The organism is Arthrobacter sp. fls2-241-R2A-172 (assembly GCF_030208885.1).
Taxonomy (GTDB): domain Bacteria; phylum Actinomycetota; class Actinomycetes; order Actinomycetales; family Micrococcaceae; genus Arthrobacter.
Window position 1 is genome coordinate 491920 of the sequence record NZ_JARVTB010000004.1, and the last position, 20537, is coordinate 512456.

Genomic DNA, 20537 nt, shown 5'->3' on the forward strand with positions numbered 1-20537 from the left:
GTGACTTATGAGATTGAGATTGGCCGTGGCAAGCGTGGGCGTCGTGCCTACTCCCTGGATGACATTGCGATCGTTCCGAACCGCCGGACACGTGACCCGAAGGACGTCTCTGTTTCCTGGCAGATCGATGCCTACAAGTTTGAGACTCCGGTCATCGCAGCCCCCATGGACTCCGTGATGTCCCCCGATACCGCCATCGCTTTTGGCCGTCTCGGTGGTCTTGGCGTCCTTGACCTTGAGGGCCTTTGGACGCGCTATGAGGACCCGCAGAAGGTCCTCGACGAGATCGCAGGACTGGCGGACGAGACCAGCAGCCCGGCGGTCACCCGGCGCATGCAGGACCTGTACATGGCACCCATCCAGCCTGAGCTCATCAGCTCCCGCCTCGCCGAGATCCGCGCCGCTGGCGTTACTGTGGCTGGCTCCCTGACACCGCAGCGGACCCAGGAACACTACAAGACCGTGGTGGCGGCCGGCGTCGACATCTTCGTCATCCGCGGTACCACGGTTTCGGCGGAACACGTCTCCAAGAACCACGAGCCGTTGAACCTCAAGCAGTTCATCTACGAGCTCGATGTACCCGTAATCGTGGGCGGAGCCGCCGGCTACACACCAGCCCTGCACCTTATGCGCACGGGAGCTGCCGGTGTGCTGGTTGGCTTCGGCGGCGGCGCAACAACCACCACCCGCCGCGCCCTGGGGATCCACTCGCCCATGGCTTCGGCAATCTCCGACGTCGCGGCCGCCCGCCGCGATTACATGGACGAGTCCGGCGGCCGTTACGTCCACGTCATTGCCGACGGCGGCATGGGCAGCTCGGGCGATATCGTCAAGGCCATCGCCATGGGCGCCGACGCTGTCATGCTCGGGAGCGCTTTGGCCCGTGCCGAGGAAGCCCCCGGCCGTGGCTGGCACTGGGGCCCGGAGGCGCACCACGTTGAAACACCCCGCGGGGACCGCGTCAACGTCGGTACGGTGGGTCCGTTGGAAGAGGTACTTTTCGGACCGGGCCACCACACGGACGGCACGTCCAACCTGATTGGTGCGCTGAGGCGCTCGATGGCCACCACCGGGTACTCGGACCTCAAGGAGTTCCAGCGCGTTGACGTCGTCGTGTCACCGTACTCGGGCAACTGATTCTGCTTTGAAGCCCCGGCTTCCGGATAACATCCGGAAGCCGGGGTTTTTGCGTTCCGGTGCCCTGCCCAAGGAAGCACCCAGCAAGTAGGGTAGGGAACTACCAGCTGTTGCGTTTGAGGAGGGGTCCGATGAGCAATATCGCAGGCGGTCCGCAGGGAAATTCGCAGGGAGCTTTGAGCCCGGAATCCCGCGCCGCGTCGATCGAAGTCCTGAAAGCCACGGCCGAAGCCGGCAAGGAACTCGACATCCTGATCGTGGGCGGCGGGGTGGTGGGAGCTGGCGCAGCCTTGGATGCCGTGACCCGCGGCCTGACCGTAGGGATCGTCGAAGCCAGGGATTGGGCCTCAGGAACTTCGTCCCGCTCGTCCAAGCTCATCCACGGTGGACTCCGCTATTTGGAGATGCTCGATTTCGGACTGGTCCAGGAAGCACTGCAGGAACGCGGGCTGCTGATCCAGCAGATCGCGCCCCACCTGGTCCGCCCCGTTCCTTTCCTGTATCCGCTGACCCGCCGCTTCTGGGAGCGCCCCTACGTAGGCGCCGGCATCATGCTGTATGACACCCTGGGCCTGACTTCCGGTCACAGCCGAGGCGTGCCCATGCATAAGCACCTCTTCCGGCGCGGCACCCTGCGCGCTGCTCCGAGCCTCAAGGACGACGCATTCGTTGGGTCCATCCGCTACTACGACGCCCAGGTCGATGACGCCCGGCTGGTGGTCAACCTGGTCAGGACTGCCGCCCATTACGGTGCGCACGCAGCCAACCGTGTCCGGGTGGTCGACTTCCTCCGGGAAGGTGAACGCGTGGTGGGCGCCAAGGTCGAAAACCAAGAGGACGGCAGTGTCTTTGAGATCAGGGCCAAGCAGGTAGTCAACGCCACCGGCGTCTGGACGGATGAAACCCAGGCAATGGTCACAGATCGTGGGCAGCTCAAAGTCAGGGCTTCCAAGGGCATACACCTCGTTGTGCCCCGCGACCGTTTCCAGTCCACCGTGGGGTTGATCCTGCGTACGGAAAAGTCGGTGCTGTTCGTCATTCCCTGGGGGCGGCACTGGATCATTGGGACCACGGATACCGACTGGAAGCTGGACAAGGCGCACCCGGCGGCTTCCAGCAAGGACATTGACTACGTGCTGGACCATGTCAACAAGGTCCTGAAGCGTCCATTGACACGGGAAGACGTGGAGGGAGTCTACGCAGGGCTCCGTCCGCTCCTGGCCGGCGACAACGATTCCACGGCCAAGTTGTCCCGCGAACACGTTGTGGCGCATCCCGTGCCGGGCTTGGTAGTAGTGGCCGGTGGAAAGTACACCACCTACCGGATCATGGCCAAGGATGCAGTGGACGAGGCGACCAGGGCCATGGACGAGCGCGTTCCCTCCAGCTGCACGGAAACCATTCCGCTGCTCGGCGCCGAGGGATTCAAGGCCGCGTGGAACCGGCGTGGCAGGTCCGCCGAGCAGGCCGGTGTCCACGTTGCCCGCGTCGAGCACCTGCTCAACCGTTTCGGCTCAATGACCCCGGAAGTCCTGGACATCATCTCCAACCGACCGGAATTGGCAGAGCCCCTTCCAGGTGCAGACGACTATCTCGCCGCAGAAGTCGTATATGCAACAACCCACGAAGGCGCCCGTCACGTTGACGACGTTTTGACCCGCCGCACCCGTATTTCCATCGAAGCCTGGGACCGCGGTGTGTCTGCCGCGCCCGTAGTAGCTAAGCTGATGGGAGAAATCCTTGGCTGGAGCGAGACCCAGCGCGAAAGCGAGATCAAGCACTACCTGGCGCGGGTGGAAGCTGAACGACTTAGTCAGCAGCAACCCGATGACGAATCGGCCGATGCCGCACGCATGGGGGTGGATGACATCGTTCCCCTTCGCTGACCAGTTCAGGGAAATGCGGTCCCAGGGCCACACTGGAGGGAACACGACTTGGCTGAACCACTTGACCGGTATGACGCGGAACTGACAACCCCGGACACTGTCATCCTCGAACTCGTCGCCCAGGACAAGATCGATGCTGCGGCCCAACTGGCCACGAAGCTCCACGCGGCTGGCCGGATCACCAACCTTGAGGGCTTCCTGGAGCAGGTACATTCACGTGAACACCAACTGGCAACGGGGCTTCCCGGGGGAATAGGCCTTCCGCACGCCCGCAGCGAGTACGTGGACAGGATCTCCATCGCGGTGGGCGTGACCAAATTCGGCCACGCCCTGGATTTCGGCGCAACCGATGGGCCTGCAACCCTGATCCTCCTCATCGCCACCCCGGCAAGCTCCTTCTCGGACCACCTTGAGGTGCTGGCCACCCTTGCCCGGTCCCTGTCGAAGGAATCTTTCCGGGAATCACTCCGCCGGGCGCACGATCCCGAAGTCATCTCAGAGCTCATCAACTCCAGCTTGGTGTTCTTCGACCACTGAAGTCTTGTGCACTGAACACCCGTTTCGTTGTTCTACAGCTGGACGAAGTACGGTTAAGGGGTGTTAAAAACCGCGTTGAAACCCCGCTGGATCGCAGGACTGGTCTTTGCGCTTGTGCTGTCCGGGGTGTTTGTGCTGCTCAGCCAATGGCAGCTCAGCCGGTCCACCCAGCACGAGCCTCCCGCGCCGTCCAGCATCGAGGAAGTAAAACCCCTTGTGGACGTCCTCAAGCCGGGCGAGTTCTTCCATGGATCCGTCTCCGACCAGATGGTCAGCGCGACCGGAAGCTATGACCCCGACAAGCAGGTCCTTGTGGAGGGCCGCCTGTACAACAACCAAAAGGGTTACTGGATCGTCTCCGCCTTCGCGGTCAATGACGCCCCAAAGCTCAGCGGCGTTGCCGCCTCGCCCCGGACCTGGATTCCGGTAGCCCGCGGCTGGGTGGCCGACGCCTCCCAAGCCGGGCCGCCGCCGTCGGGCACTATCACCTTGACCGGTCGCCTCATCCCGTCTGAAGCCCCCGTACCGAACGTCGACGCCGGTCCAGGACGCGCGTCGGCGGTGTCCACCGCGGAACTCATCAACGACTGGCAAGTCTCCAGCTATCCCGGCTTCGTCGCCGCGACGTCGGAGATGGCCGGTGGGGTAGCGGTGCCGGCCTCCGACACCATGAAGCCCCTCAATATCCCCGCGCAGCCGCCTGCCGAGCAGGTCAACTGGCTGAACCTCTTCTACGCGGTGGAGTGGGTAGTCTTTGCCGGCTTCTCGATCTTCATCTGGTGGCGGCTGGTCAAGGACGACTACCGCCGGGACCTGGAAGAGGATGAGGACGACGAGTTCGACGCCGAAAACGGTACAGTCAGCGAAAACGGCGCTGAAGAGCCCACCAGCACAGATTCGACAAGCCCAGAGCAACAACAAAAGGTGCAGCAATGATTGAGCCCAAACCGGCCGTCCAGCCCGAGCAATCCGGAAACAAGCCCAAGAAGCGGCGGTTTGGCGGAACGGAAGCCCAGATCCGCTCTGCGCTGAAGTTCTACAAGGTGATGGCCTACCTCACGGGTGCGATGCTTCTTCTGCTGTGCGCGGAGTTGATTGCCCGCTACGCCTTCGGTGTTTCGCTCTACGCTGGCGGGACCGATGCGGTCACCGGACAGCCGTTCGGGTTCGGTTTTGCCGAGTCTGAGCCGAAGGGAGTCCTTGGCGGCTTCAACATCTCCACGTCGGTGCTGATCGTGCATGGCTGGATGTACGTGGTCTACTTGGTCTCGAACTTCCGGCTGTGGTCCCTGATGCGGTGGCCGTTCTCCAAGATGGTCCTGCTGGCACTCGGTGGCGTCATTCCGTTGCTGTCGTTCTTTGTCGAGAAGAAATTCCACGCAGAGGTTGAGGCCGAGTTGGCCGCGAACCCCCAGGCCTCCAAGCGCTACTAGGCGCCACTGGGCGCCGCGGGTGTGAGATGCCTAACGACCGGCCCGGTTTTGGCCCTTCCGCGCCATCGTCAAGGTGCACCGGGGCGGTCCGGCAAAGTAGTCTTGGTGGGTGACTACTCCCACCGCACCCCAGACTTCCCAGAAGCCGGTGCTGGTTGTTGACTACGGTGCCCAGTACGCGCAGCTGATTGCCCGCCGCGTCCGTGAAGCGAATGTGTATTCGGAAATCGTTCCGCATACCTTCACCACCGAGCAGCTTCTGGCCAAGAACCCGGCAGCCATCATTCTTTCCGGCGGACCCTCCAGCGTCTACGCCGAGGGCGCGCCGTTCGTGGGCCCGGACCTCTTCGAGGCTGGCGTTCCGGTTTTCGGCATCTGTTACGGATTCCAGGCCATGGCAAATGCCTTGGGTGGCAAAGTGGCCCAGACCGGTTTGAGGGAATACGGTGCAACCGAAGCGCTCCTCGTGGGTGACGCACGTTCCATCCTTGATGGCGTCCCGGCGTCGCAGAACACCTGGATGAGCCACGGCGACTCCGTACACGAAGCTCCCGAGGGCTTCGAGGTACTGGCTACTACGGCCGGTGCCCCGGTAGCGGCCTTCGCCAACGACGAGAAGCGCCTTTACGGTGTGCAGTGGCACCCCGAAGTGAAGCACTCGGTCCTGGGCCAGCACGTCCTGGAAAACTTCCTCTTCAAGGGCGCGGGCCTTACCCCGAACTGGACAACCGGGAACATCCTCGAAGAGCAAGTGGATCGTATCCGCGAGCAGATCGGCGATTCCAAGGTCATTTGCGGTCTCTCCGGTGGCGTTGACTCCGCCGTCGCAGCTGCATTGGTCCAGCGTGCTGTCGGCGACCAGCTGACCTGTGTCTTCGTGGACCACGGCCTCCTGCGTGAAGGCGAAGCCGAGCAGGTTGAACGGGACTTCGTTGCCGCTACGGGTGTCAACCTGTACGTTGCCAATGAGCAGGAACGCTTCCTCTCGGCTCTTGCCGGCGTGAGCGATCCCGAAACCAAGCGCAAGATCATCGGCCGTGAGTTCATTCGCGCCTTCGAGGAAGCGGAACGGGCCATCATCGCCCAGGCCGCAGCCGACGGCGAGAAGATCAAGTTCCTGGTCCAGGGCACCTTGTACCCCGACGTCGTCGAATCCGGCGGCGGCGAAGGTGCTGCGAACATCAAGAGCCACCACAACGTGGGTGGGCTTCCCGAGGACCTGCAGTTCGAGCTTGTCGAGCCGCTGCGCGCCCTGTTCAAGGACGAAGTCCGTGCCGTCGGCGCTCAGCTTGGCCTGCCGCAGGAAATCGTTGGCCGCCAGCCGTTCCCCGGCCCCGGCCTGGGTATCCGCATCGTTGGCGAAGTGAACAAAGAGCGCCTGGACCTGCTGCGCAAGGCTGACGCCATTGCCCGTGCGGAGCTGACGGCCGCCGGTTTGGACAACGACGTCTGGCAGATGCCGGTCGTCCTGCTCGCAGACGTCCGCAGCGTTGGCGTACAGGGCGACGGCCGCACTTACGGGCACCCGATCGTGCTCCGTCCGGTGTCCTCCGAGGACGCCATGACGGCTGACTGGTCCAGGTTGCCTTATGACCTCCTGGCCCGCATCTCCAACCGCATCACCAATGAGGTGGATGGCGTGAACCGCGTGGTGCTGGACGTCACCAGCAAGCCACCGGGAACCATCGAGTGGGAATAGCATTCTGAATGGCCGGCCTCCCTTGGGAGGCCGGCCATTGTGCTCCAACCGGGGGCATCGTGAGCCTCTGCGGGCGAGTTGGTTGTGAACTGGCGGCGAATTTCGCGTCGGAACAGCGTTGCGAAGTGGGCTGGCGGGGTATTCCGGCTACCCTCGAAAGTATGCCGGTATGGTCCAGGGCGTCTAAAGCTAGTACAGAAAAGAAGGCAGAAGTTGTGTCATTAGGTCTAGGCCAGGAAGAGGGCTCCGAGGAGCTCAGGAAATGGCTGTCTGGTCTTAAGCCCGTTACCGGGGCAGATACGATGCTGCGTTTCGTTAAGACCCCGGAAGGCGCCATTGACCTCAGCAATGCGCACCCGTCGGGCCTCGCCCAGCTGCTCGCGGGCCGCAGGACGCGCCTGTCCACTCTGATCAGGGACAGGCAACAGTATTTGGTCGCTGCCCGGGCAGCCCGGAATATCCGGTCCAAAATTTTCGAGCTCAGCAACGACCGCGGTATCGAAGCCGGATACTTGTCCGCCGGTACCGTGGTGTGGACATCGGCAGTAGGTGGGAAGCCCCAGCGCGTTTCCGCGCCGGTCATGCTTACGTCCATTGTTCTCACCGTTCGGCCGGGCGAGGACGACTTCGAACTCCAGCTCACCGAACAGGCCCGTATGAACCCGGCCTTGGTTCGGCACCTGAAAACGGTGCACGGCATCGTCTTTGACGTCAATGCGGTCGCACGCATGGCCTACAACACCGCCAGGCTCGACCCCCAGCCGGTTTTGGACCGCTTGGCTACCTTGGTCCAGCCCATTCACGGCGCGGAGGTGGAGTTCAACCTGCTCGTCACCACCTTGGCTGACCTTTCCGGGAACCTGGATGATCCGTGGATCAACATGAACAACCCCACTGTGGCCGCTTTGGCCAGTGCAGCCAACGGTGGCGACATTGAGCCTGAACCCATCAAAGCGGGCAGGTTCCCCGATCTTGACCAGCGGAATCCCGCCGATGAGCTCCTCTTGCTCGACGCCGACACGGACCAGCAGTACGTGGTGGACGCAGTGCGGGCTGGAGATTCGCTTGTTGTCAGCACTCCGCCGGGGAGTGGGCAAACACAGACCGCGATCAACGCCATCGGTGCCTTGGTCAGCGAAGGCAAGTCCGTACTGGTGGTGGGGGACAGGCAGTCCAGCCTTGCTGGTTTGTCCGCGCACCTGGAGTCGCTGGGCCTTGATTCGATGTTCTTCCGGCCGGGCAATGGAACTACGCCGCAGCAGCTTAAGGGCCAACTGGTCCGTGCCATCATGCGCAGCGAGAAAGCCCTGGAGCCTCAGCTGGGTAACCTTCACCAGACGTTGATCGAGCACCGGCATGCCCTGATGGACCACGTGGCATCCCTGCACAATGTCCGTGAGCGTTGGGGTTGTTCCCCGTACCAGGCTATGCAATCGCTCGCCGAATTGACGTCCATCCACCCTGCGCCATCCACGACGGTGCGGTTGAAGCGCAGCGTCCTGGACAACATCAAGGACCGCGAGGAACTTGCCGGCCGGTTGCGCCGTGCGGCCGAACTGGGCAGCTTTAGCCGAGCCTCGACTTCCAGCCCCTGGTATGGCGCACGCCTGGTGACCCGCAAGGAGACAGAAGAAGCCCAGCAACTGGTTCGTTTGGCTGAGGAGAAACTCCCCATCCTGCGTGACCGCATGAAGCAGGTTTCCGACCACGCCGAAATCAGGTTGGGCGAAACGTTCACCGAATGGGGAGCCCAGCTTGAACTGCTGATTGCCGTGCGGGAAAGCCTGGACAAGTTCACCCCGGACATCTTTGACCGGCCTGTCCATGACCTCATCTCCGCAACAGCCAGCTCCGCATGGCGACGTGAACGGAACCTGGAAATGCCGTCCATGCAGCGCTCCAGGCTGCGGCGCGTAGCCAAAGAATACGTGCGGCCCGGCGTCCACATCGCGGACCTCCACAGTTCGCTGGTACTCGTCCAGGAACAGCGAGCCTTGTGGGCCGGCTACGCGACGACGCAGCGTCACCCGGCTGTGCCGTCCGGCCTTGCCGACCTCGGTGCTCTTTACCGGGAATTGGACGGCGAACTGCACCGGCTCGGCGAAGCCCTCAAGCACACTGCTGCCGGAGGCTCCCTGCACCAGACGCCGTACCCGGAGCTCATGGAGCGGTTGGAATGCCTTGTAGCGGACACAGCCACCCTGGAGACCCTGCCCGAGCGGACGCTGTTGATTGAGGAGATGCGCGAGCACGGTCTTGGTGAGTTGCTCGCTGACCTTGCTGCCCGCGAAGTCCCGGCACCCTCGGTGGCCGCGGAGCTGGACCTTGCCTGGTGGCAGTCTGCGCTGGAAGCCATGATCAGCGGCGACGACTACCTTGCTATGTCCGATGGCGATTCGCTGCGCCGCCTCGAGGCCGAATACCGCCTCGCGGACCAGGCCCACATCGCCAGTGGCGCGGCCCGGCTTCGTTGGCAGCTGGCCCAGAAATGGCGTCAAGGCATCCTCGAACACCCGCGGCAGGCCGAGTTGCTTCGTGCCCTGTTGAAGGATGGGCGTGTGACGTTGCCGGCACTGAGCGCCCAGGCACCGGACCTTGTTCCGCTGCTGGTGCCGGTCTGGTCGGTCAGTCCTTACCTGCTGACCGGAGTACTTCCTGCAGAACAGAAGTTTGATGCTGTGGTGATCATCGACGCTGAGTCGACCTCCCTGCAGGCAGTTCTTCCCGCCATTGCCCGGGCACAGCAGGTAGTGGCCTTCGGAGATGCAAAGATCGCCAACGCCCGCACTTTCAGCGTTGCCGTGGAACCTCCGGTTGCCGGTGTAGCCAGCCACGAGGTTGTGGACAGCGCCTTCAAGGCGCTTGCCCGCGTGCTGCCCACATGGCAGTTGAATTGGGTTTACCGTGCCGTGGACGAGGACCTGATCCTCCAGCTGAGCAAGAACTACTACGACGGCGGACTGCGGCGCCTGCCCGACGGCAATTCCGTCACCGGCCTGGACCGTTCGATCCTGGTGGAATACATCCCCGATGGCACTGGCCTCCCGGGGGCTGACCACGAAGGTGTTGAGTCCGTCACCGCGGAAGTCAACCGTGTGGTGGACCTGGTGTTCGAACACGCCAGGCTTCGTCCCCGCACATCCTTGGCCGTAGTAACGGCCAGCCTCCGCCATGCGGCCAGGATCGGTGAGGCCATCAGGCTCCAACTGCCAAACCATCCCCTCCTGTCCACATTCTTCGGGGCCGGTCCAGAGTCCTTCAGGGTAGTGGACCTGGAGCGCGCCCAGGGCTTGGTGCGGGATCACGTCATCTTCTCCCTCGGCTACGGTCGCACACCTCACGGGCGTGCGCTCCACTCCTTCGGGCCTTTGTCCACCGAAGGCGGGCGTAACCGCTTTGCTTTGGCAATGACCCGCGCCCGGCGCTCCATGCACGTTCTGACGTGCTTCCGCCCCGAAGACCTTGACCAGGATCGACTGGCTCACGGTGCCGTCGACTTCTACGAATTGCTGGACCGCGAACTCTCTGGAAACAGCAACCTTGGAACACCTGCTTCCCGCGCCGTCGCCAGCGAACAAGCGCTCGGTGAAGATCCCTTGGTGGCTGATCTTGGGGAGCGGTTGCGTGCTCGTGGAGCACGCGTGTGGCATCTCTACGATGGAGTGCTGGACATCGCTGCCGCCGCGGATCCGGTGCACACCATTGGCCGGGAGGGTGCCGAGATTCCCACCCCGGTGGCCATCGAATCCGATGGCACCGAACGTTACAGGCGTATGAGCGTGCGCGAGCGAAGCCGTCTGCGGCCGCAACTGCTGGAGCGCATGGGGTGGCGGTACATGTCGTTGTGGACGATTGAAGTCTTCACGGACCCGTCGTCCTGCGCCGACCGCATCGGCTCCTACCTGGGACTGGAAAACCACATCCCGCAGCTCGCTTCCTCTCCCCAGCATGGCTTCCTGGACGTGGATGTTGAACAATTGAACCTTGACAAAGCACCGCCTTCCTTCGCGCCCAGCGCACGAAGGGCGGCCGGCAGGAGCGAGGCTGGCCCCAAGCCGGCCGATGCTGCAGCCGACAACGGAAAAGAAGCACCAATGACGGAACAAGTAACCGGCGGGGAAGACAGCGCTGCGGAGAGCTCGGAGGATGCCGGCCAGGCCGGCGCTGAGGGCTCGGAGGAGTCGAAGGCTGTTCCAGCCAAGCCGGCCCCGCAGGGCATTCTTCCAACCAAGGCTGCAGAGGACGACCCCCGCCGTTGGGGAGATGAGTCCGGGTATGACCACGAGGAGTGGCTCAAGGAGCAAAAGCCCCCGCACTGGGGCTGATGCCAGCCTGACGGAACGTCCTTTCACGGGCTGACCAGTACAAAGAAAAGCTTGCCCTGCGTTGATGCGCCGGCAAGCTTTTCTGCTTGCCGGGGGTCGGCAGCCACAACCACCAGGCCGTCGTTGTCACCCGTACCGAGCCACTCCCCGGCCTTCCCGCCTTGGGCAGAGGTCCACAGCACGGCAACAGGACCAGCCAGGACCTGGCTTTCGCGGGACTCATCGTAGGATCCGGCTGCGGTAAGGACCACGGACACCAACTGGCCGGGGGAGAGCAACTGGATGGATGAAGGGTCGGCCATCCGGAGTGGAACCGCTGCCGTGCCCGGGGGTGATCCGGTGAGCAAGCCAGGACCCAGCAGGCTGGACTCCGTGGGGATCTGGCCCTGGCCAAGGGGTGCAGCGAGCTGACGCCCTGCGAGGGCGCCGGGGTCCTCAAATGCGGTGGGGATTGCCAAACCCTGGGTTACAGGAACGGTGGTGAAGTCGGAAGCGGCCAGGTTGGTGCCGCTGGGGAGGTCCCGGACAGCCACCAGTACGTTGACGCGTTGCTCAGAAGCGGGCGTGAGCTGCTGGACTGCGATACCGGCAGCCACGCAGAGCAGGAGCGCGACGGTGAGGCGGCGGTTCCGTCCGATCAAGGTTCCGAACCTGCGCTTCAGGCCACGCCGGGTGTCAGGGTTGCGCGGACGGTTGCGGCTGAACCTGGAATCAAAGGGGGCGCGCAGCGGCGTACGCGAGGGGGGAGACCATTTACCAGCGGCCGCCGCTGATCGTTCGGCCCGGGCAAGGAGTGTGCTTCGTGACTGATGTGGCATGCAGCCACGCTAGCCAGCACGGCACCCACGGAAACAGTGCCGGGCTGGGCTATGTGGAAAAGGGAGCTCTTAGCTGGCTGCGGCTGCCGGGGCCGGAGTCGCGGCGGGAGCCGACGACGCAGGTGCGGGCGCTGCGGGAGCGGCCGAAACCGTGCTTCCTTTGGCGTCGCGGGAGTCAGTGCGGTAGAAACCCGAGCCCTTGAAAACAACGCCAACGCTGTTGAACTTCTTCCGAAGCGCTCCCTTGCATTCGGGGCACTCCGTCAAGGAGCTGTCAGAGAAGGACTGGACGATGTCAAAGGCATGGTCACAGTCTTTGCAGGCGTATGCGTAAGTGGGCACTGAATTCCTCCTTCAGGACAGGGTTCAGGTCCTGTGCCACGCATCCGGAGCGTCTCCGGGTTAGCAGTCGCAGGGCCTGAGTGCCAATTCTATCATCCGGTGCCATTGCAGCATTCGTGCCGGACTGAAGCTCATAACATCGAGACGGGGCCACCTATTCCGGGCCGTCGAGGCGAATGGATCCGGAGGGCGTGAGCACTTCCCGCACGGGGCGGTCGAAAGCTTCGGCGGGTATGGAACCGGAAGGCAACAGGTCGTCGTCGTACACTACAGCGATGGTGGGCGGCCGCTGGCCGGATGCGTCGAGTCCTTGGAGGAGCCGGTCATAGTAGCCGCCTCCTTGGCCGATCCTGTTTCCGTCCCGGTCAACGGCCGTGGCCGGCATGAAAATCCCTGCGGCGTCCGCGATGACCGAACTTTCCAGCCTTTCGCCCTCGGGTTCGTCAATGGGGGCGTAGGAGGACCGCACGAACACGGTCGACGGCGTCCAATACACCCAACTCAATTGCCTTTCCGGCTCGCAGACCGGGAGCAGGATACGGTGCCCGGCGTCGTGCAGCGCCTGAATCAGGGGCAGCGTGGGGGGTTCGAAAGCGACTCCAACGTAGACCGCAAAAGTGCCGGTGGCGGGGGCCCTTGTTGCTGCCCAGTCCGTGCCGTGCCGGGCTATAGACGCGCCGGCGGCTGCAATCTGCTCTGGCGCAAGGCTTCGCCTGTGAAGCCGGCGGCTGCTCCGGATCTCTTCCTTCGTTGCCATATGTATCCGTTCTTTGGGTCCGTACGTAACACCGGAAGGAGCAAGAGGGCTGCCCTTCCCTGAAACAAAAAACCCTCTTTCGGTGCGGCGGGGTTTAGCCGTTGATGTCTTCCTTCCGTTAGATTAGTCCGGTGACTCTCGATAACAATGCTGTCCGTAAGGCCGTCATCCCCGCAGCGGGCCTTGGCACCAGGTTCCTGCCTGCAACAAAGGCGATGCCCAAGGAAATGCTGCCCGTGGTTGATAAGCCAGCCATCCAGTACGTCGTCGAAGAAGCCGTTAAGGTGGGCCTGCACGACGTCCTCATGATCACGGGGCGCAGCAAGCGCGCCCTTGAAGATCACTTCGACCGTGTGCCGGCACTTGAGGCAACGCTTGCCGAAAAGGGTGACACTGCCAAGTTGGAGGCCATTCAGTCGGCCACCAACCTGGGCGACATCCACTACGTTCGCCAGGGCGACGCCAACGGGCTCGGCCATGCAGTCCTTCGTGCAAAGCAGCACGTCGGCCACGAACCGTTCGCCGTGCTCCTTGGTGATGACCTGATCGATCCTAAGGACGACCTGCTCAGCGAAATGATTGCTGTCCAGCAGAAGACCGGCGGATCCGTGGTGGCCCTCATCGAAGTTGAGCCCTCAAAGATCAGCGCCTACGGCTGCGCGGACGTGGAGGACGAAGGCGAGGACGGGTATGTGCGCATCAAGCAGCTCGTGGAGAAGCCTTCGCCGGAAGAAGCTCCATCAAACCTGGCCGTCATTGGTCGCTACGTCCTCCACCCGGCCGTGTTTGAGGTCCTGGAGAACACAGGGCCGGGCCGCGGAGGGGAAATCCAGCTGACGGATGCCCTCGAGGTGCTGGCTGCAGGCGAGGGTGAGGGCTATGGCGTATACGGCGTGGTCTTCCGCGGACGCCGCTTCGACACCGGCGACAAACTGAGCTACCTCAAGGCCTGCATCGAGCTCGCCTGCGAACGCGAGGACCTCGGCCCCGAATTGCGCGAGTGGCTGCCGACCTTCACTGCAGCACTTCCCAAGTAACAACGGATGTACGGCTCTGCGATCTGGCCGGTGACGCTGGAAAGCGGAGACCTGTTGCTGCGGCCCATCCGTTACCGCGATAAGCGGGAGTGGTCCGAAGTCCGTTCACGGAACAGCGAATGGCTGGCGCCATGGGAGGCGTCCAACCCGGCTCCGGGTGGGCGCCTCCCCAGCTATCGCCAGATGGTGGCCTCCCTGAACGACCAGGCCCGTCAGTCCACCGCACTGCCTTTTGTGATCGTTGAGCGGACCCCCGGCTTTCGTGAACCGAAGATTGTGGGGCAGTTAACGGTTTCCTCCATTGTGTGGGGTTCGGCGATGATGGCCACCCTGGGCTATTGGGTCGATAAGGACCGTGCCGGGCATGGCATCGCTCCCACAGCCGTAGCGATGGCCACCGACCATTGCTTCCGCGTGCTGGGCCTGCACCGCATGGAAATCAATATCCGCCCGGAAAACGCGCCAAGCCTCAGGGTTGTGGAGAAACTGGGTTTCCGCGATGAGGGCTACAAGGAACGGTACTTGCACATCAATGGCGAGTGGGCCGACCACCGTTCCTTTGCACTTACTTCCGATGAAGTTCCCGAAGGACTCCTGCGCAGGTGGCTCAGCGGACAAACGGGCAGGTCATAGGCCTTTTCGGCCCTAACTCCAGTCATTTGCGGACTCGCCCACGACACACCGGCCTCAATGCCGCCGCCCCCGGTCATTTGCTTCTACGGTTTTGAATGTGGACTTCCCTCTCAGCAGCTCAGTGATACTCGTGGTCGCTGTCGCGCTGTGGATGGTCTGGGTGGCGCCTTATGTTTTACGGAACAGGCGTTCACAAGTCCAAACAGTGGCTGTTCCAGCAGACGCAATCGACGACGAACCAGACGAACCGCAGGCAGGGGTGGTACTGACTTTGGCACCTCAGCAGGAGAAACCGATGGAGACCATGCACAGGACAGCACCGGCGTCGCCCCAGGGATCCTCAGCGGCCGAAACTGCCGCCCGGAAGTCGTCCTCTACACCCTTCACCATTCGGTACGCCCGCTTTACGTTGGCGTTGTCGGGCCTTGCCCTGCTTTTGACGGCGATCGTTTCAGGCATCCTTTGCCTCTTCGGTAAGGGATCGCTGTGGTTGCCGCTCGTCTCGCTGGTCGGTGCGGTAGTCGCCGTCGTGGTGTTGCGCAGGCTTGCCCTTCGGGACCTGCGCGAACGACGCGCGCGGCGTGCAGCGCAGGCCGCGCCGATCCCGACTCCCGCCCGTTACCTGCCAAAGGAAGAGCCGGCCGAGCCCAAGGCGACCACCGTCTTCGATGCCGAGGCCGCCAGCCGCGAAGCCAACCGGCCTACAGCTGATGAACTGCGTCAAGCCGCGCTGGCAGTTGCCGTGGCAGCCGGGGATCACTCGGCCAAGTCTGCCCAGGAATCCAAGGGCGCAAGCTGGAAACCTGTGGAGGTCCCGAAGCCCACGTATGTCGATGCCGCGAAAGTAGCCCGCCCGGCACCTGAGCCGCTGGATCTCCCGGAAGCCCCCAAGCCCGTGGGCAAGCCCATCTTGAAGCAGAACGCCGAGCAGGCCGAAGCGGTTGCGGTTTCCGTCAAGAGCCAGAGCGCCCTCAGCAACCTGGATGACGTCCTTCAGCGCCGTCGCGCCTAACAGCCCTCCATGACCAGTATCTGCGTTGCAGGGGGCACCGGCCAGGTTGGCCGGGAAGTTGTCCGCCTCGCCGTGGCTGCCGGGCACACGGTCTCCGTTCTCAGCCGCCACGTGCCAGCCATGGCCTCAGCGGATCGTCTTGACGGCGCAGCCTACTTCGCTGCCGACGTCACCACGGGCGACGGGCTGGCCGCCGCCCTGGCGGGTACCGACGTCGTTATTGATTGCCTTGAGGGACAGTTCGGCAAAGCCAAAAAGCAGTTCGCCGACGGCGGCGCGCGCCTCGCCGCGGCTGCCCACCTGGCCGGGGTGGCCAGGATTGTGGCGCTGTCGATCATCAACTGCGATCTGAGCACATATTCGTATTACGTTTCCAAAGCAGAAAAGGAGCGCGCGTACGCCGAGTCGCCGCTGCAAACCGTGGTCGTCCGGGCCACGCAGTTCCACAGCCTCGTCGCGATGGTCTTTGCAGCCGGCGCGCGACTAGGGCTCGTCCCCACTTTCAACGGCGCCAGGTTCCAGACCATCTCGCCGGCGGATGCCGCGGCCTCCCTGCTCGAAGCGGCCACGGCTGAGGCGGGGGCTCCATTGCACAGGGTGCGCACTGCAGGCGGTCCGGAGGTGCTCACCATGCGGCAGATGGCGGAGGATTGGAAACGCATCACGGGCGCCCGCGGAAAGATCATCGCGCTGCCGCTGCCGGGCCCGATGGGCGCTTACCTGCGTGCAGGCCATAACCTGGTCCCCGAACAAAAGGTTGGTTCCGAGACGTTCGTGTCGTGGTTGGAAAAGCGCCGCGAAACTTTATAGCCTAGGGACACTGGTCCGGCATCAAGCCGGACCCAGGGGCTATAGCTCAGTTGGTAGAGCGCTTCGTTCGCATCGAAGAGGTCAGGAGTTCGAATCTCCTTAGCTCCACAATGTGCGGTCCGATTTCCTGAGTGGGAACGGCAAAGCTTGAACCGCCTGAGAGCTGCGGTAGGTCGGACGGTTGACGCTTCTCCTAACGCCATAATCTGCGCCCAGCCATTGACACTCAGCCCTACGCCCGGAGGGCTTAGTGTATGCAGAAGATGGACGGATTAACCGTCGCGGAGGTTGGGAACAGGCTGGGCATCACCCGCGCTTCAGTTGGCGGCCAACCGCCTCAAATCGTTCTGACCGCCTCGGCCGCATTCGATAAGATAACCCCATTGTCTGCGCCCGGTCTGCGGCATATCGTTAACTATCGTTCAGTATCGTTCGCAACGTATTGAGGTGGGCAAGATGCAGGATTCATTCCCCGCAGGCGGATTTATGGGCAACAGTTTTGACGGCATGTGGCAGGCCGTTGACGAGTTTCGTTCCCGGTTTGAGAAACGGTCCGGAACCAGGGCAGGGCGGGGCGAACTCCGCACGGCTGTCCTAGCACTGCTGGCAGAGCGTCCCATGCACGGCTACCAGATCATCCGTGAAATCGATGAGCGCAGCAAGGGGAGCTGGAAGCCAAGCGCCGGGTCCGTCTATCCCACCCTGCAACTGCTGGCGGACGAAGGGTTCATCAGCTCGGAGGAATCCAACGGACGCAAGATCCATTCCCTGACGGAGGCCGGTCGGGAGTACCTGGCTGAGTCTGAAACGTCCGCGCCGTGGGAGTCGTCGGGTACTGGTGCGGGCCCAGGGTTCGGGGCCCTTCCCAAAGCCGGAATGGCGCTTGCGCAAGCGGCGGCGCAGGTGGGCCGCACCGGGACGCCCAAGCAGGTGCAGGAAGCTGTTACCGTGCTCGAAGAGGCACGACGCCGGCTCTATTCCATCCTCGCCCAGGATTGACAGGGGTGACGTCGGTTCGGCGCGATCGGGCAGATCCAGTACCGGGCGGGGGTAATACCCGTGCCCGCTATCGCCGAATCCTGCGTTTCGCCGCTTGGCACCTTTCCGTCACGTGGTGGTTTGAGCTCTTACTGCCGCGGGTGGGGCTGCGTTGGGTGGCGGAGCGGAACCGGGCCCGCAGGATGCGCTCCTTCGCCCGACGGTTCCATGACCTGGCGGTTGAGCTTGGGGGCCTGATGATCAAGGTGGGGCAGTTCATGTCTTCGCGCCTTGATGTCCTTCCGCCGGAGATCACTGCCGAATTGGAAGGGCTGCAGGATGAGGTGCCTGCGGTGCCTTTCCCCGCGATCCGTTCCCTTGCCGAGGCCGAACTGGGCGCGCCCTTGGGGGCAGTTTTTGCTTCGATCGAGGAAGTGCCCATCGCCGCGGCCTCCCTCGGCCAGGCGCACCGGGCACAGCTTCTGCCCGCTAATGCCGCTGACACCGGACTCAGCAGCGTGGTGTTCAAGGTTCAGCGCCCGGGCATCCAAGCAATTGTCGACGTCGACCTGGCCGCCTTGCGCAGGGTCGGAGGCTGGCTGAGCCGCATCCGCCTCGTGTCTGACCGGGCCGATGTGGCGGCCCTGATCAAAGAGTTCGAGAAGACCAGCCTCGAGGAAATCGACTATTTGAACGAGGCGGCGAACTCAGAACGATTCGCTGCTGATTTCGCCGACGATGCGCGGGTGACGGTGCCCGCCGTCGTCTGGGAGCGGACAACCAGGCGCGTACTCACCCTTGAAGACGTCACGGCCATCAAAATCACCGACGCCGAGGCGTTGCGGGAAGCCGGCATTGACCCTGCCGAGGTCGCGCCGGTTTTCGCCTCCGTCATGTTTGACCAGCTTTTCACCAACGGTTTCTTCCACGCAGATCCTCATCCGGGCAATATTTTCGTCACTCCAACGAAAGGCCAGGCTGAACATCCATGGCGGCTGACGTTCATCGATTTCGGCATGATGGGCGAGGTGGCCCCGGGGACTCGAAGTGGCCTGCGCAAACTCCTGATTGCGGCCGCATCCCGTGATGGCAAGGGGCTGGTGAACGCCATCGGCGACGTCGGAGTGCTGATGCCTTCGGCTGACAAACCTGAGCTTGAACGGGCCATGTCGCAGCTCTTCGACAGGTTTGGCGGGATGGGCTTTGCCGAACTGCGGGACGTGGATCCACGCGAGTTCCGTGACTTTGGTGCCGAGTTCGGCACGGTGGTCCGGTCGCTGCCCTTTCAGTTGCCGGAGAATTTCCTGCTCATCATCCGGGCCATGTCCCTCACCTCGGGCGTTTGCAGTTCGCTGGATAGCCGGTTCAATCTTTGGGATTCGGTGGAGCCTTACGCGGCACAGTTGATCCGTGATGAGCGCGGTGGGCTCGCCAAGGATGTGGCGGCCCAGGCGATGGATGCCGCGGTGGTAGCCCTGCGGTTGCCCAAACGCCTGGATGGCGTGATCACGCAGATCGAGGACGGCACGCTGCAGATTTCCAGCCGACGGCTGGAACGGCAAGTGGCCCGCCTCATTCGACTGGCTCACAGGGCTGTGGGCGCAGTGGTCTTTGGGGCCGTCCTGATTGCGGGCGCCGTCCTTCGGCCAACCGACCCTGCTCTGGGTACCGTACTGATGATCGGCTCGCTGCTGCCGCTGCTTGCCGGCTGGTGGGCCGGTCGCCGTCGATGATGGGCGCGGAATGGGCAAGGCGTTGCAGGTGCGCCTGGAAGCGCGTCTTAGACTTGCCGTGTGACTGACATTCCCGAACGCCTCCCGCCGGAACCCGGCAGCCTGGCCGGCCCGATCCTGGTGGGCGTCATGCCCGGTCAACACCCGGTCGTGGTTGAACAGGCTGCCCGCATGTCGGCCCTTCTGGGACGGCCTTTGGTGTGCGCTTACGCTGACGCTACGGTCTATCCGGTTGATGGCACCGCCGGGGGTCCCTGGGCGCCGATAGATCCTGACGGTGTTGATGAGGATTCCGAGGCCATTCCGCGCTCGCTCAAGGCATCGTTGACCGCCCAACTCGCTGGGGCGGGCGTCGAATGGTCTCTGGTGCCACTGGCTGGGGAGCCCGCACACGCGCTGGCCCGCGAAGCCCATGCACTGGACGCGTCCATGATCGTGGTGGGCACCCGGGACCATACGCTGGCGGCCGCACTCAAGGAAATGACCTCCGGATCCGTGGCCCGCCATCTAAGCCACCGTCAGGACCGTCCCGTGCTGGTTGTCCCGGTAAATCCCAGGGTTCCGGCCGACGATGACGACAACTGAGGCCAAGCGACCGGTCCACCTTCATTGGCGGTTCATTGGAACGGTGGCTGGAGGCGGGGTCCTGGGAGCGCTGGCGCGTTACGGCCTTGGTTTGGTCGTTCCGGCGCCAGGGGGGTGGCCTCTTGCCACCCTGGTGATCAACCTGACCGGCGCTTTGGCGCTCGGTGCACTGCTCGAAGGATTGTCACGCAGGGGGCCCGACGCCGGAAGCCGCCGGGTCCTCAGGCTCGCCTTGGGCACGGGGTTCCTGGGCGCCTACACCACGTACAGCACCCTGGCAGTGGACGCTGTGCACTTGTTCGCAGCGGGAACGGCACCCGCAGCCATGGGTTATCTTGCCGCCAGCCTCGTGGGCGGTGCTGCCGCTACCACGGCAGGTATCTGGTTGGGTTCGTGGCAGCACAGGCTCGTCAAAGGCCGGACGCCATGACAGTTGTCCTTCTGGCACTCGCAGGCGGACTGGGCGCGGCGGCCCGATTCGTCGTGGATGGACTCGTCCGTGCACGCTTCCGGACCGCGTTGCCGTGGGGCACCATTGTGATCAACGTTTCCGGTTCGTTGTTGCTGGGCTTCCTAGCAGGACTTGTCATGCGTGGGCAGGCGCCCGAGTCGCTGCTGCTGATCGCCGGCACAGGCTTCCTGGGTGGCTACACCACGTTCAGTACTGCCAGCCTTGAGACCATTCGCCTGGTCCAAAGCGGTCGAACGGGTTTGGCGCTGGTCAACGGGCTGGGAACAATGGCCGCCAGCGTTCTGGCCGCTGCAACCGGCGTGTGGATCGCTGTTCTTTGACCCCGCTGGCGGCGCCCCCCAGG

The 20537-nt window shown here is 63.4% G+C and carries 19 protein-coding genes and 1 tRNA gene; 17 read left to right on the forward strand and 3 right to left on the reverse strand.

Features of this window, described 5'->3' with window-relative positions:
- From QRM57_RS10455 to QRM57_RS10485, 7 genes are all read left to right on the forward strand, one after another.
- Positions 1-1137, forward strand: coding sequence for a GuaB3 family IMP dehydrogenase-related protein (locus QRM57_RS10455; protein WP_284986515.1), 1137 nt, complete (start codon positions 1-3; stop codon positions 1135-1137).
- 131 nt (positions 1138-1268) lie between these two features.
- On the forward strand, positions 1269-3023 hold the full coding sequence (locus tag QRM57_RS10460) for a glycerol-3-phosphate dehydrogenase/oxidase (protein WP_257371222.1): 1755 nt from the start codon (positions 1269-1271) through the stop codon (positions 3021-3023).
- Between the two features lie 48 nt (positions 3024-3071).
- Positions 3072-3560, forward strand: coding sequence for a PTS sugar transporter subunit IIA (locus QRM57_RS10465; protein WP_211711216.1), 489 nt, complete (start codon positions 3072-3074; stop codon positions 3558-3560).
- Between the two features lie 60 nt (positions 3561-3620).
- Positions 3621-4496, forward strand: coding sequence for an SURF1 family protein (locus QRM57_RS10470; RefSeq protein WP_284986516.1), 876 nt, complete (start codon positions 3621-3623; stop codon positions 4494-4496).
- The gene (locus QRM57_RS10475) at positions 4493-4993 is read left to right on the forward strand and encodes a DUF3817 domain-containing protein (RefSeq protein WP_284986517.1); all 501 of its coding nucleotides are present in this window, start codon (positions 4493-4495) and stop codon (positions 4991-4993) included. The genes QRM57_RS10470 and QRM57_RS10475 overlap by 4 nt, the downstream gene beginning before the upstream one ends.
- A gap of 109 nt (positions 4994-5102) precedes the next feature.
- Positions 5103-6692, forward strand: coding sequence for a glutamine-hydrolyzing GMP synthase (guaA, locus tag QRM57_RS10480; RefSeq protein ID WP_257371218.1), 1590 nt, complete (start codon positions 5103-5105; stop codon positions 6690-6692).
- Between the two features lie 161 nt (positions 6693-6853).
- Positions 6854-11017 (forward strand): DUF4011 domain-containing protein, encoded by a 4164-nt coding sequence (locus tag QRM57_RS10485; RefSeq protein ID WP_284986518.1) that lies wholly within the window; start codon positions 6854-6856, stop codon positions 11015-11017.
- A 23-nt stretch (positions 11018-11040) separates the two neighbouring features.
- On the opposite strand, the gene cpaB is transcribed toward QRM57_RS10485, so the two are convergent.
- The 3 genes from cpaB to QRM57_RS10500 all read right to left on the reverse strand — a co-directional run bounded on the left by cpaB (position 11041) and on the right by QRM57_RS10500 (position 12934).
- On the reverse strand, positions 11041-11835 hold the full coding sequence (gene cpaB / locus QRM57_RS10490; RefSeq protein WP_284986519.1) for a Flp pilus assembly protein CpaB: 795 nt from the start codon (positions 11833-11835) through the stop codon (positions 11041-11043).
- Positions 11836-11904: 69 nt separating this feature from the next.
- Positions 11905-12177 carry an FmdB family zinc ribbon protein gene (locus QRM57_RS10495; protein ID WP_235517030.1) on the reverse strand — a complete coding sequence of 91 codons (273 nt, stop codon included), beginning with the start codon at positions 12175-12177 and terminating at the stop codon, positions 11905-11907.
- 154 nt (positions 12178-12331) lie between these two features.
- A complete protein-coding gene (locus QRM57_RS10500; protein ID WP_284986520.1) occupies positions 12332-12934 on the reverse strand; it encodes a 5-formyltetrahydrofolate cyclo-ligase in 603 nt (200 codons plus the stop codon).
- Between the two features lie 131 nt (positions 12935-13065).
- On the opposite strand from QRM57_RS10500, the gene galU reads away from it, so the two are divergent.
- From galU to crcB, 10 genes are all read left to right on the forward strand, one after another.
- Positions 13066-13971: a UTP--glucose-1-phosphate uridylyltransferase GalU gene (galU, locus tag QRM57_RS10505; protein ID WP_284986521.1), complete on the forward strand. Its 906-nt coding sequence runs from the start codon at positions 13066-13068 to the stop codon at positions 13969-13971.
- 6 nt (positions 13972-13977) lie between these two features.
- Positions 13978-14604 (forward strand): GNAT family N-acetyltransferase, encoded by a 627-nt coding sequence (locus tag QRM57_RS10510; RefSeq protein WP_284986522.1) that lies wholly within the window; start codon positions 13978-13980, stop codon positions 14602-14604.
- Positions 14605-14734: 130 nt separating this feature from the next.
- Positions 14735-15616, forward strand: coding sequence for a hypothetical protein (locus QRM57_RS10515; protein ID WP_502868640.1), 882 nt, complete (start codon positions 14735-14737; stop codon positions 15614-15616).
- Positions 15617-15625: 9 nt separating this feature from the next.
- Positions 15626-16426: an SDR family oxidoreductase gene (locus tag QRM57_RS10520; RefSeq protein ID WP_284986523.1), complete on the forward strand. Its 801-nt coding sequence runs from the start codon at positions 15626-15628 to the stop codon at positions 16424-16426.
- 35 nt (positions 16427-16461) lie between these two features.
- Positions 16462-16534, forward strand: a tRNA-Ala gene (locus QRM57_RS10525).
- A gap of 348 nt (positions 16535-16882) precedes the next feature.
- Positions 16883-17425, forward strand: a complete 543-nt coding sequence (locus tag QRM57_RS10530) for a PadR family transcriptional regulator (protein ID WP_235517017.1) — start codon at positions 16883-16885, stop codon at positions 17423-17425.
- A gap of 5 nt (positions 17426-17430) precedes the next feature.
- Positions 17431-19137: an ABC1 kinase family protein gene (locus QRM57_RS10535; protein ID WP_284986524.1), complete on the forward strand. Its 1707-nt coding sequence runs from the start codon at positions 17431-17433 to the stop codon at positions 19135-19137.
- Positions 19138-19197: 60 nt separating this feature from the next.
- Entirely contained in the window at positions 19198-19722 is a 525-nt protein-coding gene (locus tag QRM57_RS10540) for a universal stress protein (RefSeq protein ID WP_257371210.1), read from the forward strand.
- Positions 19709-20152, forward strand: coding sequence for a fluoride efflux transporter FluC (locus tag QRM57_RS10545; RefSeq protein WP_284986525.1), 444 nt, complete (start codon positions 19709-19711; stop codon positions 20150-20152). The genes QRM57_RS10540 and QRM57_RS10545 overlap by 14 nt, the downstream gene beginning before the upstream one ends.
- Positions 20149-20514 carry a fluoride efflux transporter CrcB gene (gene crcB / locus QRM57_RS10550; RefSeq protein ID WP_257371208.1) on the forward strand — a complete coding sequence of 122 codons (366 nt, stop codon included), beginning with the start codon at positions 20149-20151 and terminating at the stop codon, positions 20512-20514. The genes QRM57_RS10545 and crcB overlap by 4 nt, the downstream gene beginning before the upstream one ends.
- Positions 20515-20537 lie beyond the last annotated feature (23 nt).